The organism is Halomonas meridiana, assembly GCF_009846525.1.
Lineage (GTDB): Bacteria > Pseudomonadota > Gammaproteobacteria > Pseudomonadales > Halomonadaceae > Vreelandella.
The window spans coordinates 1,282,471-1,296,199 of record NZ_CP024621.1; the positions used below are offsets into that span (position 1 = coordinate 1,282,471).

The 13,729-nt window shown below is 59.3% G+C and carries 13 protein-coding genes; 5 read left to right on the forward strand and 8 right to left on the reverse strand.

What is annotated here, in order from left to right; all coding sequences use genetic code 11:
• Positions 1-127: 127 nt before the first annotated feature.
• Positions 128-1,312 carry a BaiN/RdsA family NAD(P)/FAD-dependent oxidoreductase gene (locus CTT34_RS06305; RefSeq protein WP_159341669.1) on the forward strand — a complete coding sequence of 395 codons (1,185 nt, stop codon included), beginning with the start codon at positions 128-130 and terminating at the stop codon, positions 1,310-1,312.
• A gap of 84 nt (positions 1,313-1,396) precedes the next feature.
• On the opposite strand, the gene CTT34_RS06310 is transcribed toward CTT34_RS06305, so the two are convergent.
• From CTT34_RS06310 to CTT34_RS06325, 4 genes are all read right to left on the reverse strand, one after another.
• The gene (locus CTT34_RS06310; protein ID WP_159341670.1) at positions 1,397-1,696 is read right to left on the reverse strand and encodes a YqjK family protein; all 300 of its coding nucleotides are present in this window, start codon (positions 1,694-1,696) and stop codon (positions 1,397-1,399) included.
• Complete coding sequence (locus tag CTT34_RS06315; protein WP_159341671.1) at positions 1,671-2,075, reverse strand: phage holin family protein; 405 nt, start codon at positions 2,073-2,075, stop codon at positions 1,671-1,673. The genes CTT34_RS06310 and CTT34_RS06315 overlap by 26 nt, the downstream gene beginning before the upstream one ends.
• A complete protein-coding gene (locus CTT34_RS06320) occupies positions 2,075-2,407 on the reverse strand; it encodes an ElaB/YgaM/YqjD family protein (protein WP_159341672.1) in 333 nt (110 codons plus the stop codon). The genes CTT34_RS06315 and CTT34_RS06320 overlap by 1 nt, the downstream gene beginning before the upstream one ends.
• A gap of 75 nt (positions 2,408-2,482) precedes the next feature.
• The gene (locus CTT34_RS06325) at positions 2,483-3,514 is read right to left on the reverse strand and encodes a phospholipase A (RefSeq protein ID WP_159341673.1); all 1,032 of its coding nucleotides are present in this window, start codon (positions 3,512-3,514) and stop codon (positions 2,483-2,485) included.
• Positions 3,515-3,693: 179 nt separating this feature from the next.
• Here CTT34_RS06325 and mscK point away from each other — a divergent pair, with 179 nt between their 5' ends.
• Entirely contained in the window at positions 3,694-7,029 is a 3,336-nt protein-coding gene (mscK, locus tag CTT34_RS06330; RefSeq protein WP_159341674.1) for a mechanosensitive channel MscK, read from the forward strand.
• Positions 7,030-7,032: 3 nt separating this feature from the next.
• Here the strand turns inward: mscK and CTT34_RS06335 are convergent, their stop codons facing one another.
• From CTT34_RS06335 to CTT34_RS06345, 3 genes are read right to left on the reverse strand one after another with little or no spacing between them, the layout of a single operon-like run.
• The gene (locus CTT34_RS06335; protein ID WP_159341675.1) at positions 7,033-7,785 is read right to left on the reverse strand and encodes a TlyA family RNA methyltransferase; all 753 of its coding nucleotides are present in this window, start codon (positions 7,783-7,785) and stop codon (positions 7,033-7,035) included.
• A gap of 35 nt (positions 7,786-7,820) precedes the next feature.
• Positions 7,821-9,845 (reverse strand): hypothetical protein, encoded by a 2,025-nt coding sequence (locus CTT34_RS06340; RefSeq protein WP_159341676.1) that lies wholly within the window; start codon positions 9,843-9,845, stop codon positions 7,821-7,823.
• A 30-nt stretch (positions 9,846-9,875) separates the two neighbouring features.
• Complete coding sequence (locus CTT34_RS06345; RefSeq protein ID WP_159341677.1) at positions 9,876-11,099, reverse strand: ATP-grasp domain-containing protein; 1,224 nt, start codon at positions 11,097-11,099, stop codon at positions 9,876-9,878.
• 208 nt (positions 11,100-11,307) lie between these two features.
• Between CTT34_RS06345 and CTT34_RS06350 the strand changes: the two genes are divergently transcribed.
• From CTT34_RS06350 to CTT34_RS06360, 3 genes are all read left to right on the forward strand, one after another.
• Positions 11,308-11,637: a DUF1820 family protein gene (locus tag CTT34_RS06350; RefSeq protein ID WP_009100748.1), complete on the forward strand. Its 330-nt coding sequence runs from the start codon at positions 11,308-11,310 to the stop codon at positions 11,635-11,637.
• 84 nt (positions 11,638-11,721) lie between these two features.
• Positions 11,722-12,357 carry a TIGR04211 family SH3 domain-containing protein gene (locus CTT34_RS06355; RefSeq protein ID WP_159341678.1) on the forward strand — a complete coding sequence of 212 codons (636 nt, stop codon included), beginning with the start codon at positions 11,722-11,724 and terminating at the stop codon, positions 12,355-12,357.
• A 31-nt stretch (positions 12,358-12,388) separates the two neighbouring features.
• A complete protein-coding gene (locus tag CTT34_RS06360; RefSeq protein ID WP_159341679.1) occupies positions 12,389-13,021 on the forward strand; it encodes a thiopurine S-methyltransferase in 633 nt (210 codons plus the stop codon).
• A 20-nt stretch (positions 13,022-13,041) separates the two neighbouring features.
• On the opposite strand, the gene CTT34_RS06365 is transcribed toward CTT34_RS06360, so the two are convergent.
• Positions 13,042-13,635 carry a YajG family lipoprotein gene (locus CTT34_RS06365; RefSeq protein ID WP_159341680.1) on the reverse strand — a complete coding sequence of 198 codons (594 nt, stop codon included), beginning with the start codon at positions 13,633-13,635 and terminating at the stop codon, positions 13,042-13,044.
• Between the last annotated feature and the right edge of the window lie 94 nt (positions 13,636-13,729).

Sequence of the window (13,729 nt, forward strand, 5' to 3'; positions counted from 1 at the left end):
CCCAGCGGTGTTGTTGCGACTAGGTTTTTTCTTATGCTTTTCTTGTACATTGGTTTTTAAAAAGTACAGTAATTTAGGGCGTCTTACCTGCTAAAATGCCCGACTTTTCATCTTGGGAGCCTCTGTTATGGTCTACGACGTCGTGGTCATCGGCGCGGGTGCTGCGGGATTGATGTGTGCGGCACAGGCTGGCTATGCCGGGCGACGTGTCTTTGTGCTCGACCATGCAAACAAAGCGGGTAAAAAAATCCTAATGTCTGGGGGAGGCCGCTGTAACTTTACCAATCTTGATACAGCACCTGGACATTTTTACTCTGAAAATCCTTATTTTTGCATTTCTGCGTTGAAACGTTATCGCCCGGAACATTTTGTATCGCTGATCGATACCCACGGCGTCGACTACGTGGAGAAAGCGCCTGGGCAACTCTTTTGCGCCGACTCTGCCAAAGAAATCGTCCGGGTTCTACTGACCGAGTGTGACTGGGCGGGAGTGGAAGTGGCGCTCAAGACGTCCATCTCGCGACTGGAGCGCCAAGGCGAGGGCATGCGCTTGACCACTTCCATGGGTACCATCGATGCAGGCGTGGTCGTGGTCGCCACAGGGGGGCTCTCCATTCCCACCATGGGCGCGACGGGCTTTGGCTACGAAATTGCGCGCCAGTTCGGCCTGGAGGTGCTGCCCACTCGCCCCGGCCTGGTGCCGTTTACCCTGAGTGACAGCTGGAAAGAGCGTGCCGCAGCGCTTTCCGGGGTCAGCCTGCCCACGGCGGTAAGCTGCAAGGAGACGCACTTCGTCGAACCGATGCTGTTCACTCATCGGGGGCTCTCTGGGCCGTCCATGCTGCAGATTTCCAGCGTATGGGAGCCGGGTAACGTGATCTCCATCGACCTCTTGCCGGGCGAAAACGCGGCTGACGCTTTGCGTCATGCGCGTCATGAAACCCCAAAAAGGCTGCTGTCGACGTGGCTAGGCGAGCGTTTCCCTAAGCGTTTTGCCCAGGCGCTGCAAGAGTGGTACCCCGATGCTCACTTGGCCAGCCCGTTGGCGCAGTATAGCAACGATGCGCTCGATGTTTGGGCCCAGCGGCTCAACCAATGGCAGCTAAAACCGGCAGGCACGGAAGGGTGGCGCACGGCGGAGGTCACCATGGGGGGCGTGAGTACCGACGCAATCTCATCGAAAACCTTCGAAGTCAAAGACCTTCCACAGCTGCGCTTCATTGGCGAAGTGTTGGATGTGACGGGGCAACTGGGCGGCTATAACTTTCAGTGGGCGTGGGCCAGCGGCGTCGCCTGTGGTCAAGCGTGCTAAGCGCTATCGATGCGCACGAAAAAGCCGCTGCGTTGCTCCGCAGCGGCTTTTCTAAAGCCTCAGCTCAGCGAATATGATGTGAGATCACGTCGCCACTTTGGTCAGTAACTTCAATTTCCTAAAGAGCATGTAGCCTGCGAGCACCTTACGGCCAGCCGCCATGGCACCGCCAGGATGGCGCGCAATGCGCAAAGCCGCGACGCCGCCGATGGCATACAGGGGAAGCTTGAGGCTTTTCCATTGACTGTCCAGCGGCGACGACGCGCGTAGAAGCGTGTCGCTGTCGATCAGCATGTCGATGCGCTGCTGCTCCAGCTCAGCCAGTAATGCCGCCTTACGCTCTGCTCGGGTAGGCGGTTTAACGACGCTGTCGTGACGGCTCATCCTCATTCACCTCCAGCAGGGCGCGATCAGCGGCGAGCTGCTTTAGTGTTTCTTTGAGCAGCGTGTGACGCTTGGCTTGGCGCAGGGCAATGACGGCCAGCAAAATGCTGAGTGCAATGAGCACGCCAGCGCTAACGCTGATCGCGGTCAGGCGATACGTATCCCAAAAGAGCACGACCACCAAAGCGGTTAGCGTGGCGACGCCAAGTAGCAGTAGCAGAAGGCTGGCGCCTGCCAGCAGCAGCAATACCAATAGACGTGCGCGCTCTTCCTCTAATTCCAAAACCGCCAAACGCAGGCGGGTTTCACTGTTGGCAACCAGTGTTTTTAGCAAGCGTTTGGCGGCAGAAAAGACGCGTTGGGTAGGACCCAAAGCCATTAGCGACGTCCGAGCAGCATACCGACGACAAGGCCAGCGGCGGCACCGATGCCGATGCTAGTCCAAGGGTTTTCACGAACATAACGGTCACAGCAGTCGACCTGCTCGGAGAGCGTTTCGCGGGTATCTTCGTAGAAACGTTCGCCGCGTGCTTCCAGGCGGGCTCGGGTATCCTTCAAACGTCGTTCGGCACGCTCACGCAGGTCGCGCATTTCACCGCTGGCGTCTTTGGAGGTGGCGTTCATCAGCTCTTCGACGGTCTCGCTGAGGTGACGCAGATCCTCTTTCAACTGGTCAGCGCGGGCGGAGGTGTCTGTATTACGTTTTGCCATGATGTCTTCCTTTGACGAGTAAATGAGTGACGACTCCAGCATAGCAGTCGTCACCGGATAGACAACCCTACCGGGTTAACGGTTCAGCCCGGTGGCGCTGAATAGTGGGTTGAGGCTGAAACCAAGGCTCAAGCGATGCACGCGATGGTTGTAGTCGATCATGCTCTCCCCGTAGCCGTAATAGTACTGCACATGGGCGCGAACGCCATTGAATGCGGGCCAGCTGTAATCGACCTGCGTGCCGTAATTGCCAGCGCTGGGGTTACCGCGCAGTTGACCGGCAACTTCATGATTGTTCTGCAGACGCTTGGCGAGACGAATGTCGCCATAGCCGACGAAGCGCTCGATGTCTGGGTTGTCATCGTCGCTCTCCGACTCTGGCACGCGCCAATGAGGCGCAAGGGTGAGCGCCCAATCACCGCTTTGGAAGGTGCTTTCCAGATATACCCGGTTCCAACTCCGCGAGAGCGGGTCGGAACGGCCATTTGACTGGTGGATGAATGACACGCGATTGCGCGTATTTACCCAGCCCAGACCACTCCAAGCGTTGTCGAAGTCGATGAACACTTCAGGCTCGTAGTTGGTTTCCCGGAAAGGGGAGGAGGCGTCGGTATTGTAGGCCTGCCACCAGCTACGCTGGGTATAGGCGAAATAAACGTCGCCGATGTCACCAAAGACGTTCTCTGCCAAGTTGAACTTGGCACTAAACTGAAACTTGACTTCGCCGCTATCCGGCTGTACTTCATCGGAAATGCTGCGGAAGTTCTCGACATTCTGGTTCGAATTGTAGCTGATGGGAAACAGGTAGTTGGTACGGTGCGTGGTGATCGAGAACGGGTTACGCGACGACTCCTGTTCCAACTGACGTCGCTCGCTCAGGTCTTCCAGCGCCGCTTCTACCGGCAGTGGTTCCGGCTCGACACCCCGTGCCGCCTCTTCAGGCGCTTCGATTTGCTGCAGTTGCTGGCGCAGTTGGTAAAGCTCGGTATTGAGTGCCTGAATACGCGCCTCAATGTCTTCTCGGGAATCGGCCAGGGCACTTTGGCTGAGCACGGTCGCGCTCGCGAAGGCCGCCATACCGGTTAACAGCAGTTTTCGGGTAACCATCAACGTGGCTCGCAAAGTAAGAGTAGAGATATACCAGCGTTGTTTCTATACAGGCCGCCTGTGTAAGTCAACTCTCGATGCAAAGGGGCACGGACAAGATTGCGTCACGATGGCTTACCTATGACAATAAGCCCCTTGCCCGACTTAGCGGGTCGACATGTCAATGAGGCATCCGTCACGTGGTTAGAAATGCCCTGAAGGCGGCCATCGGCTGCCTATGTATGGTGGCGATGTTAGCAGGTACCGCCACTGCTCAAAGCACTCCGGTTGAGCGCGTCCCTCCTCAAGCAGAGCTGACCGAACGCCTAGCGGCGCTCGAATCGCTCGACACCGAACTCACTGAAGACCAGCAGCGCGATCAGGCGGCACTGACCGCTGCCTTGCAAGCCTACGAGCGGCTGCAGGCCATCGAAGAGCGTCAGCAGGCGCTGGAACAGCGGGTCAACCAAGCGCCCGACCAGCTGCTGCGCTTGGAGCGCGAGCTGAGTGATGCCGAAGAGGAGAGCCAGCAGCTATCGGTCGATCGCCTCAGCGATATGCCTTTAGAGGCGTTAGAGGCCGAGCAGGCGGACGCCGTAGTCGAGCTGCAGCAGCTACAGAGCCAAATGGCGGAAGTGAACTCCCAACTGCTTGCGGCACAAACGCTGCCGGAGCGGGCACAGCAGGCCATTTCCGATGCGCTGCAGCGCGCCGAAACGCTACGCCGTGAGCACGATACCCGAGCGGCGCTGCTCGCCGACCGCCAGCTCTCGGCCCGTGAGGATGCGCAGCTCATTCAGTGGCGCTTGGAGCGAGCACTGGCTGAGCAAGAGGTGAGCCTGAACCAACGAGAGCTGAGTGCCAACAGCCGCTTGCGCGAGCTGGCCCAGCAGCGCCGCGACTTGCTGGCCTTGCAGATTGATCAGCAGGAGCAGCAGCTTAACCTGCTGCAGGGCGTCATCGACCGCCAGCGACGCCTTCAGTCCGAGCAGGCCATTGCCGATGCGGCCAAGAATGACCCACTCATCGCGGAAGGGCATCCGGTCGTGTTGAACGCTCAGCAGCTTAACCAAACGCTGAGCCTAGAGTTACTGCGGGCAACCGACCGCGCCAATGGCATCGTGCGGGAGAACATCGAGGCGCAGCGCCAATTGGAGCATGTTCGCCAGCTTCAGCGCAGTCTCAACGAGCAGATGGAAGCGATTCGTGGCAGCCAGCTGCTGTCGCGTATTCTCCGCGAGCAGCGCCAGTCGCTGCCGGACGTGGTGCCGCGGCGTGATTTACAGGACGAAATCGCCGACCTGCGTTTGAAACAGTTCGACCTCATTCGTCAGCGTGACCAGCTTCGCCAAGGGGAGCGCTTGGCCACCCAGCGCCTGGAGGAAGCCGGGGTCGATGTCACGCCGGGCTTGGTAGACTCTCTCACCCGGTTGTATCAGTCTCGTCGCGAATTGGTCGAGCAGCTCGAGCAGGCTTATGGCAGTTTGCTGAGCTCAGCCATCGAGCTGCAGCTCAATCAACAGCAGCTGCTCACCACTACTCGCGACCTGCGCGCCACGATCGATGAGCAGCTCTTTTGGGTGGCCAACAGCCGCCCGCTGGATGTGAACTGGCTGCGTCAACTCCCCCAGCATCTCAAACAGGAGTGGTACGAAGGGGAGTGGCGTGCCGTGTTACCGACCCGCTGGCAGGGACTCTCGTGGGATTTGCTGGTGGGCGCGCCGTTGCTGCTGCTGAGCGTGGTATTGATCGCCTTACGTGGTCGGATCAAACAGCGTTTGGCGCTGATTCATTCGCAAATTGGCCGTTTGAAGAGCGACACCCAACTGCATACCCCCAAGGCCGTCCTGCTCAATGCGCTGTTGGCGTCGCCGGGGCCGCTGGCGATTGCGGGAGCGGGCGTTGCCCTGCGCACTGCCGAGGGTGGCCTTTCACTAGGGTTGTCGCCTGCGCTGCTTCAGCTTGGCTTGAGCTGGTTCGTGATCGCACTGGGGCGGCGCTTGCTGGTGCCCGATGGTGTGGCGGAGCGCCACTTCACCTGGGCGCCAGCGTATAACGCGCGGCTGCGCCGCCTGTTGATCGGCCTGGGGGTTGCCCTGGTGCCGGTCGTGGCCATTGCGGCCATGTCCGAACAGATGGAAACACCGCTGGCCATGCGGCCAGTGGCCATGGGGCTGTTCATGAGCGGGCTGGTGGCCATGGCTTGGTGGCTGGCGCAGCTCATTCTTGCTCATGTGCCGATTTTTGGTGTGCGGCTTTTCAGGTTGATCCTGGGGTTGGCGATGGCCGCCGTGCCGCTGGTGCTGATGGGGCTGGTCGCTTGGGGTTACGAGTACACGGCGCTCAGGCTGGTGGCGCGCTTTGCCATTACGCTCTACTTGCTGGGGCTTTGGGTCGTGGTGGAAGCGACGGTCGTACGCAGTTTGGCCGTGGCCGCCCGTCGGCTGGCGTATCGCCGAGCGCTGGCGAGGCGCCGCGCCCAAGTGCAAGAGGGGGCCGAAGGTGGGCTGGAGGTGGTCGAGGAGCCGCCGCTGGATATGGAAAAGATCAATGCCCAGTCGCTGCGTCTTTCCAAGCTGATCCTGCTGATTGGCTTCAGTGCGCTGCTCTATTTGGTGTGGTCGGACCTGCTCTCGGTGTTGGGTTACTTGGATCAGGTGTCGCTTTGGGAGGCGGGCGAGGGCGATTTGGTCGACAACGCGCTCTCTATTTCTGACTTTTTTACGGCGCTGCTGGTGGTCGCCGTCACCTTCATCATGGCCCGTAACCTGCCTGGCCTGCTCGAAGTGATGGTGCTGTCACGCTTGGCGCTCAAGCAAGGGAGCGCCTATGCCATTAGCTCGTTGCTCTCTTACACCATCGTGGGAACGGGCATTGTCATGTCGCTGGCGACGTTGGGGGTCTCTTGGGACAAATTGCAGTGGCTCGTGGCGGCGTTGAGCGTGGGGTTGGGTTTTGGTTTGCAGGAGATCTTCGCCAACTTCATTTCGGGGTTGATCATCCTGTTCGAGCGTCCTATTCGTATCGGTGACACCATCACGTTAGGGAATCTTCACGGCACGGTCAGCCGGATTCGCATTCGGGCCACCACGGTGACCGACTTCGATCGCAAAGAGATCATCATTCCTAACAAGACCTTCGTCACGGATCAGCTCATTAACTGGTCGCTGTCCGATAACGTGACCCGCGTGGTGCTGACCTATGGGGTGGCCCATGGCTCCGACTTACCGTTGGTGCATCGGCTATTGCGCCAAGCCGCCGATGAAAATGCCCGCGTGCTGGATGACCCGGAGCCTCAGGTGTTCTGCTTGAGCTATGGGCCGCACAGCTTGAATTTCGAGTTGCGAATTTTCGTCAACGACTTGTTGGACCGCCTGTTCGCCGCCGATGAGGTGAATTGCCGGGTGGATGAGCTGTTCAAGGAGGCGGGAGTGAAGATCGCCTTCGAACAGCTCGATGTGTGGCTGCATCGTGAGCAGGGAGAGTCGGTGAAAGTGCAGTCTCAACCGACTCTCCCGCCTGCCACATTGAGCTAGCCGTTAGCGTTTGCTGGCGAGCAGGAGAAATTCTCGGTTGCCATCTCCGCCGGTGATGGGGCTCTCTTGCCAGTGGCTGATGGCAAGGCCGCACTGCGCGCAGGCGGCGCGAATGTGTTGCTCGACGTCGGCGTAGCGGCGAGGGTCGCGTACGATACCGCGCTTGTCCAGCGCCCCAGGGTCCAGCTCGAACTGCGGTTTGACCAGCGATAGAAGTTGCCCGCCAAGGGGCAGCAGCGCGGCAATCTCCGGCAGAATCAGCGTCTGGGAGATGAACGACACATCCATCACCGCAAGATCAATGGGGCGCTCGGCCAGCGCGTTCAACAGCGCCGCTGCCCTGCTCATGTGGCGGGCGTTGAGGCCCTCCAAGCAGATCACGCGCGGGTCGCTGCGCAGGTGGCTGGCGAGCTGGTCGTGACCCACTTCCACACCAATCACGTGCCGAGCGCCAAACTGTAGGGCGCAATCGGTGAAGCCGCCCGTCGATTGGCCGATGTCCAGCACGCCTCGCTCGTCGAGGCGCATGTCCAGCGCGTGTAACACGCCCTCTAGCTTGAGCCCCGCACGGGAGGCGTAGCGCTCCTCTGGGTCTTCGTCGATATGTAGCGGCGTGTCCAAGGTCCACTTTTCCGAGGGTTTGGTGAGCCGCGTACCATCGCGCAAAAAAACGCGCCCGTTTTTGATCAGCCGTTGGGCACGGGTACGAGAACTGGCCAGCCCTTGGCTGACCAGCAGTTGATCGAGTCGTATCATCGTGGTCGTGTCTATCGTGGTTGAGGCGCCCCGTGTTACTGGGGCCCTGGGTCGGCCTGTAAGTCAGTTGATGGAAGGCGGGTCGCTCCCCAACTACGGTGCAAAAACCCCTTCACACGCTCCAGCTCTTCATCGGTGACGGTGGCCAGTTCGCCACGCTCCAGCGGGTCGTAGTGATAAATATAGAGCCGTGAGGTGAATTGCTCGAAGGGCAGGGAGGCTTCGCCAAAACGCTCGCCGTTGCCGGACGTGCTGACCTTGACGCCATCCCCCCAATCCTGGCCGCTGTCGTTGTTGGGGTTGTAGAAGTAGATCCGCATGACGTCGTTGGGATCCAGCGAGGCCCGCAAAATCGTAATGGCATGCCAGCCGATGAAACGCGCGGCGCTGTCGGTGACGGCGATACCGGCAGGCTGGGGATGAATCAGCGGCTGGTTGCCATTGTAGTAAGGATGATAGCTGGCATAGAAGTGGCGAATGAACGTATCGACTTCGCTGAGTTTTCCCGTGGCGACATCCACGTTAATACTGAACCCGCGGCCGGACCACCAGCCGTGAAATTCGGGGTTCACCCAGCGGTGGGGGTCGCCTTCCCGGCCAATGCAGCGTCGGCCCATTTCCGCGTAAATGCGGTCCAGGTGAGGCACCACGATCAAGGAAACCGGGTCGAGGTCCATCGGCAGTTCGGCGGCCACGCCCGATACGCTCTCGTTGGAGGAGATCGGCTGGCCTTCGAAGTGCATGATGATTTCGTCATCCCGCGCGGCCCAGGTGACCATTTGCAGCAGATAGTCCGGGTCGTTATACGCCCACATCGAGAGCGCCCGGGCCGATTGGCAGGTTGGGTTATTGCCCTGGCCCACGCCCAGCGGCAGGCCCAGCATGCACAGCACGCCCTCGATGAGTCGGGCGCGGGGGGAGGCAACCTCGCCATAGGCCAGCGACAGCCGAGCCTCGGCCCACTCGGAGAGCTGAAGATTGAGCTGACGCCACATGGCCGGGGCCACCGGCGGCTGGTAGAGGATGCCGCGCTCTAGCAGAAGCGCTAATCCATACACCGCTTGTGCCGTCGCTGGATAGACGCCGCTGCGAATCAGCGCATGCACCAGCTCGCGGTAGCACAGCAAACAGTCGCGGCCCGTAGAGGAGAGCCCCAGCGCTTCGGATAGCAGATGGTCGCCCTCTTCCAACAGGTAGCGCAGCAGCACCGCATGGTAAGGGGAGACCAGGCCAGTATCGTGCATGGCGCGGGCAAAACCGGTGGATTCAGCTTGTAACGTGGCGTTATCCATGCGCTCTAGGCGTGCGCGGTAAATATCGATGCCGGGGTCTTCACGGCACGCCTGGGTCGGACCGTACAGCGAGCTAACCAGTCTATCGGCCCCGTGGCCGCTGGCTCCCAGGTCGATCTCGGGGTTGGCCTGACACAGTGCGATCTGAGAGATCATCTGTTTGATGGCATCGACCTGAATGGGTCGCTGTTTGAGGATGCGCCAAATTTCATCGATCAACTGGTCGATGACGTACTCATAGCCGATGCGCTCGGCCAAGTGTTGAAACAGGTGGCGAGAGATGTTCGCCAAACGCCCTTGGGTTTCCCGTTCGGCTTCACTGGGCGCATTGAAGAGCAGCCATAGATTGATCGCCATGACTTGAGTCAGGTAGTGGTGCGCCTGCTCTTGGGAAATAAGGGGATGGGAGTAATCGCCTTTGGCTACGGCCAGTAACCGCAGCTCGCTCAATGCTTCAATGACGACCACATTGGCATCGGCGCTTTTAAGCGAGTAGGTCGTCAATGTGGGGATTAGGTATTGTGGCGTCTCCCAATCCGACCCGGCAAAGATGCCAGCGGATTCAAAATCCGCCGCGCGCTGCTCTAGAGCAGCACAGCCGCCCGCCTGCATGAGCACGCGCCTAGCCGTATCCAATACGCGGGGCAGCTTTGCGGGTTTAGAAAAGGCAGGCGCCTGCGAAAGCAGGCGCACCGCATCATCGAATTTGCTCAGTAATCCATCGAGCTTGCCATCTTCGGTGGAAGTGGCTTCTTGCTTGGTCGTCACGGTGACTCCTTATCCCAGCCTTGGCGGGGATTATACATAGAAGTCGAGATCTTCTTGGCGTTTGAGCAGATCGCGAATCGTATGCGCATCGTCGCCTTTAAAGTAGATCAACCCCCAATGCGTACCAAAGGCGGTGCGTTTCGTGACGGTCTCTTCCACCGGTGGTGTCAGTTCGTGAGACTCGAAGTACGGGTGGTCTTCCGTCTCTTCCGGGATTTCCAGACGGCTGACGACCCGGCGGCGCGGGTAAACCCCAAAGCAGCCCGCGAAGCCGTCGGCATCGACGATCTCTTTCGGGAAGAATTCAGCCACTTCGTCTTTAGTGCTTTTCGGATCGAAGACCAGCATAGACGCCTGGTAAGCGTTAAAGCCGTAAACCCGCTCCAGCAGTTCGAACACCTTGAAGCCCGGCGGACGGTAGGCCACTTCGCCAAAGTACATCTCGCCGTCGCTGGTGACGAAGTATTCGGGGTGAATCAGGCCAAACTCAATATCAAACGCCTTGATCAGTTTTTCGATCTGCGCGGTGATCTGCTCACGGTATTTTTCTAATTCTGGAGAGGCAGGTACGAAGACGGAGTAGCCTAGCGTGACGTACTCGGAAATGTTCAGGAAGGCGATTTTGCCGTCATGAATCCACGCCTCTACGGCGAACTCCCAACCGTCCAGGTGCGACTCCATCAACACCGGAAACTCTTCATCCGGGATGGTATCGACTTCGTCAGGGGTTCGAATGACCCGATGGCCCAGGCAGCCCGCTTTATCAAACGCTTTGAGGTGAATCGGGTCGTTGGGGTCGCCATCGAGTTTCAGCAGCGTCTGGTTGACCCGCTTGAGGAAGCGAATCACGTCCTCTTTGTCATGGGCTTCTTCGAAAATGCCCACGCGAATCCCGCCAAGCTGGGCGCGACGTTTCATCAGCGCTTTGTCACGTAGGAGCAACGATTGTCCGTAAAGACGCGGGTTGTCCAGCAGTACCGAGTTGATGGCGCCCGCCCACTCCACGGTCTCTTCGAACAGGGGGATCGCGACGTCGACGCCTTTCTCTTTCAGCGTCTCGGCGATCTCCATGGAGCGGTCGTTGAGACGCTCGAAGTTCCAGGGGACATAGGGGATGTCGTGCTTTTGGCAGTACTCTTCCGCCCAGTCGGGTGCCACCACGATATATCGACGGTCAAAATTTTCCGCCGCTTCGATCGCATTGAGGCTCCAGCCTAAGAGGGCGATATAGCCCTTATTGGGATCCTTTTGCATGGTGTTGACTCCTCTGGGGTGATGAATGGTCTTGCCAAATACTCTCTTCACCATACACGACCCAAACCATTCTGGGCTAATTAGCAGCTTCTGAAGCGAAAATAGGGGGAATTCGCTGACTTTGGCGATGTCTGCTAAAGGGCAACACGCGAATATGGTAGGCTTGCGGCTTAACGATACGTTCAAGTGGCAAGAGGAATAGGCCAAGATGGCGGCCAAGCCGATCTACCGTGTGGTGGTTCACCAGCAGGGTGAAATTTGGGATTTATACGTCAGAGAGATATTTCAGAGCGAACTCTGGGGCTTTATTGAAGTCGAGGAGTTTGTCTTTGACGATGCGTCGCGGGTGGTGGTGGATCCAGGAGCGGAAAAACTGCAGCGTACCTTCGAGGGGGTCAAGCGTAGCTACCTGCCGTTGAACGCCATTGTGCGGATTGACGAGGTGGAGCGTGAAGGCCCGCTAAAGGCCGTGAAAAGTGATGCCCGCGTCGCAGAGTTTCCTCGTCCCTTCCCGTTACCGCCCCGCGGGGAAGGGTAAGCGCCTAAGACATGCGCAACGCTTTGAGCGACACGCGCGGCGGCTTCGTCGGCCACGCGCGTTTTTTGATCAGGACATGACGTCATGCAAGTAGAAAAATTTCGCAGTAATTGTTACGCCGCCGCGATAGGCGTGCTGTTAAGCGTGAGCAGCCAAGCAGCGCTGGCTCAATCCGATAGCCAAGCCTGGGTCAGCGATGAGCTGAGCACCTATGTACGTAGCGGGCCGACAGATGGCTATCGCATTGTGGGTACGCTCAATGCAGGCGAGCAGGTCGAAGTGCTCGACACCAGCGGTGACTACACACGCGTTCGCAGTAACAGTGGCGATACCGTGTGGGTACTCAGCAACGAGCTGCAGCAAACGCCCAGCGCGCGCCAGCAGCTCCCCGAGCTGCAAGCTCAGGTAGACGAGCTGACCCAAGAGTTGGACGGTATCAACGAAAGCTGGGAACAGCGGGTCTCCTCGATGACCGAAACGCTAGACATCCGCGAGCAGCGCATCGCCGATTTGGAAGCCCGTAACCTCGAGCTGGACAATGAAGCCGAACAGTCGCGCCAACAGGTGCGCGCGCTGCAAGCCCGTCTGGATACGCAAGAGGAAGACTTGCTGATGCGCTACTTCATGTACGGTGGCGGTGTGGCGGGCGCTGGCCTGCTGGTGGGGTTGATCGTGCCGCATTTGCCGCGCCGTCGTAAAAAGCGGGACCGCTGGTTCTAAGCGCGAGTTCCCAGTCATCGAGAGGTAGCTCATGGAGAATCCCTGGCGACAGCGTTGGCAAGAGGGGCGGATCGGCTTTCACCTTGAGGAGGCGCACTCGGCTCTGGTCGAACACTGGCCTACACTTGGCGTGGCAGAGGGGACCAAAGTACTGGTGCCGCTCTGCGGTAAGAGCCTGGATATGCGCTGGCTTGCTGATCGTGGGCATCCGGTGCTAGGAATCGAGCTGGCGCCGGAGGCCATCGAACAGTTTCTGGCCCAGCGCAGCGGCGGCGTTTCGCGCTATCGCCAAGCGGGGTTCGAGGTGTCTCGTCAGGGCAGCATCGAGCTATGGTGCGGTGATTTCTTTCATCTGCATATTCAACAGGCGGCAGAAGTGGGCGCGTTCTATGACCGTGCCTCGCTGATTGCGCTGCCGCCCGCGACCCGTGAGCGCTACGCCTTTCATTTGGCGCAGCTGATTCCGCCCGGAGCGAAGGGGCTATTGGTGGGCCTCACCCATGACGCTGGTGACGCGGGGCCGCCTTTCAGCGTGCCGGATGAGGAGATCGAACGGCTGATGGCGCCTAATTTCCGCATCGAGCGGCTTGCCCGTCTGCCTGCCGATGACCGTGGCCGCAGCGAGAGCCTGTGGGCTCTGGAACGCCGCGGGCCAAGGGTATGAGGGCTCGTTTGGCGAGCAACTCAACGAGCGAGCAGCTGGCCTAGTTCTGGGTCACTGAACGCTCGGTTCAAGCCATCGCTGAGTAGGTCATTGAGCATGCGCGTATTGGCATCCTCACCGGGTTTGATCGCATAGCCCTGCGTACGGCGAGAGGTATACGTGCCGGTGTAGGTCGTCCCCTGGTTTTGCGCAATGGCGCGGAACACTCCTTCGATACGCGCTTCGTCGATCAGTGGCTGCCCGCTATCCCCACGCCCATAGTGCAAGCTGGCCAGCTCCAGCGTCAGGCTAGGGCGGTCCTGGGCGGCTTCCCGCGTGGGTGTAAAGCCCATGTCTCTGGCAGCGCGTTCTGCTTCGGCCTGCAGTTGTGGGATCAATTCATGGCTGTTGACGGTGATTTGCGCCGTAGACATGCTGCCGCCCGCTCGGGTACCAATCACTTCACTCGGCCGTGCATCGACGGCCACCACGGTGACCTGCTGGCCAGAGCCGGTTTGCGGCACGTTTGCGCTACGCGTAGGGTTGAGCTGAAGGTATTGAGGGCTGGCACAGCCCGCCAGCAATACGGTGGCCAACAGCGCAGCAGACGCGCGTAAAAAGTGACGCCGACGCATAAAACTCTCCGCAATCATCGTGGTTGTACGAGATAAATGTCTGTCGTAACAAGGCATTGAGGGTGAAAGCCCCAGTATAGCGCTGTGTTAACGC

Excerpts from the sequence above, each read along its gene's own strand:
- CTT34_RS06305 (WP_159341669.1), top strand. The coding sequence starts at position 128 with ATGGTCTACGACGTCGTGGTCATCGGCGCGGGTGCTGCGGGATTGATG.
- CTT34_RS06310 (WP_159341670.1), bottom strand. The coding sequence starts at position 1,696 with ATGAGCCGTCACGACAGCGTCGTTAAACCGCCTACCCGAGCAGAGCGT.
- CTT34_RS06315 (WP_159341671.1), bottom strand. The coding sequence starts at position 2,075 with ATGGCTTTGGGTCCTACCCAACGCGTCTTTTCTGCCGCCAAACGCTTG.
- CTT34_RS06320 (WP_159341672.1), bottom strand. The coding sequence starts at position 2,407 with ATGGCAAAACGTAATACAGACACCTCCGCCCGCGCTGACCAGTTGAAA.
- CTT34_RS06325 (WP_159341673.1), bottom strand. The coding sequence starts at position 3,514 with ATGGTTACCCGAAAACTGCTGTTAACCGGTATGGCGGCCTTCGCGAGC.
- CTT34_RS06335 (WP_159341675.1), bottom strand. The coding sequence starts at position 7,785 with ATGATACGACTCGATCAACTGCTGGTCAGCCAAGGGCTGGCCAGTTCT.
- CTT34_RS06345 (WP_159341677.1), bottom strand. The coding sequence starts at position 11,099 with ATGCAAAAGGATCCCAATAAGGGCTATATCGCCCTCTTAGGCTGGAGC.
- CTT34_RS06350 (WP_009100748.1), top strand. The coding sequence starts at position 11,308 with ATGGCGGCCAAGCCGATCTACCGTGTGGTGGTTCACCAGCAGGGTGAA.
- CTT34_RS06355 (WP_159341678.1), top strand. The coding sequence starts at position 11,722 with ATGCAAGTAGAAAAATTTCGCAGTAATTGTTACGCCGCCGCGATAGGC.
- CTT34_RS06360 (WP_159341679.1), top strand. The coding sequence starts at position 12,389 with ATGGAGAATCCCTGGCGACAGCGTTGGCAAGAGGGGCGGATCGGCTTT.
- CTT34_RS06365 (WP_159341680.1), bottom strand. The coding sequence starts at position 13,635 with ATGCGTCGGCGTCACTTTTTACGCGCGTCTGCTGCGCTGTTGGCCACC.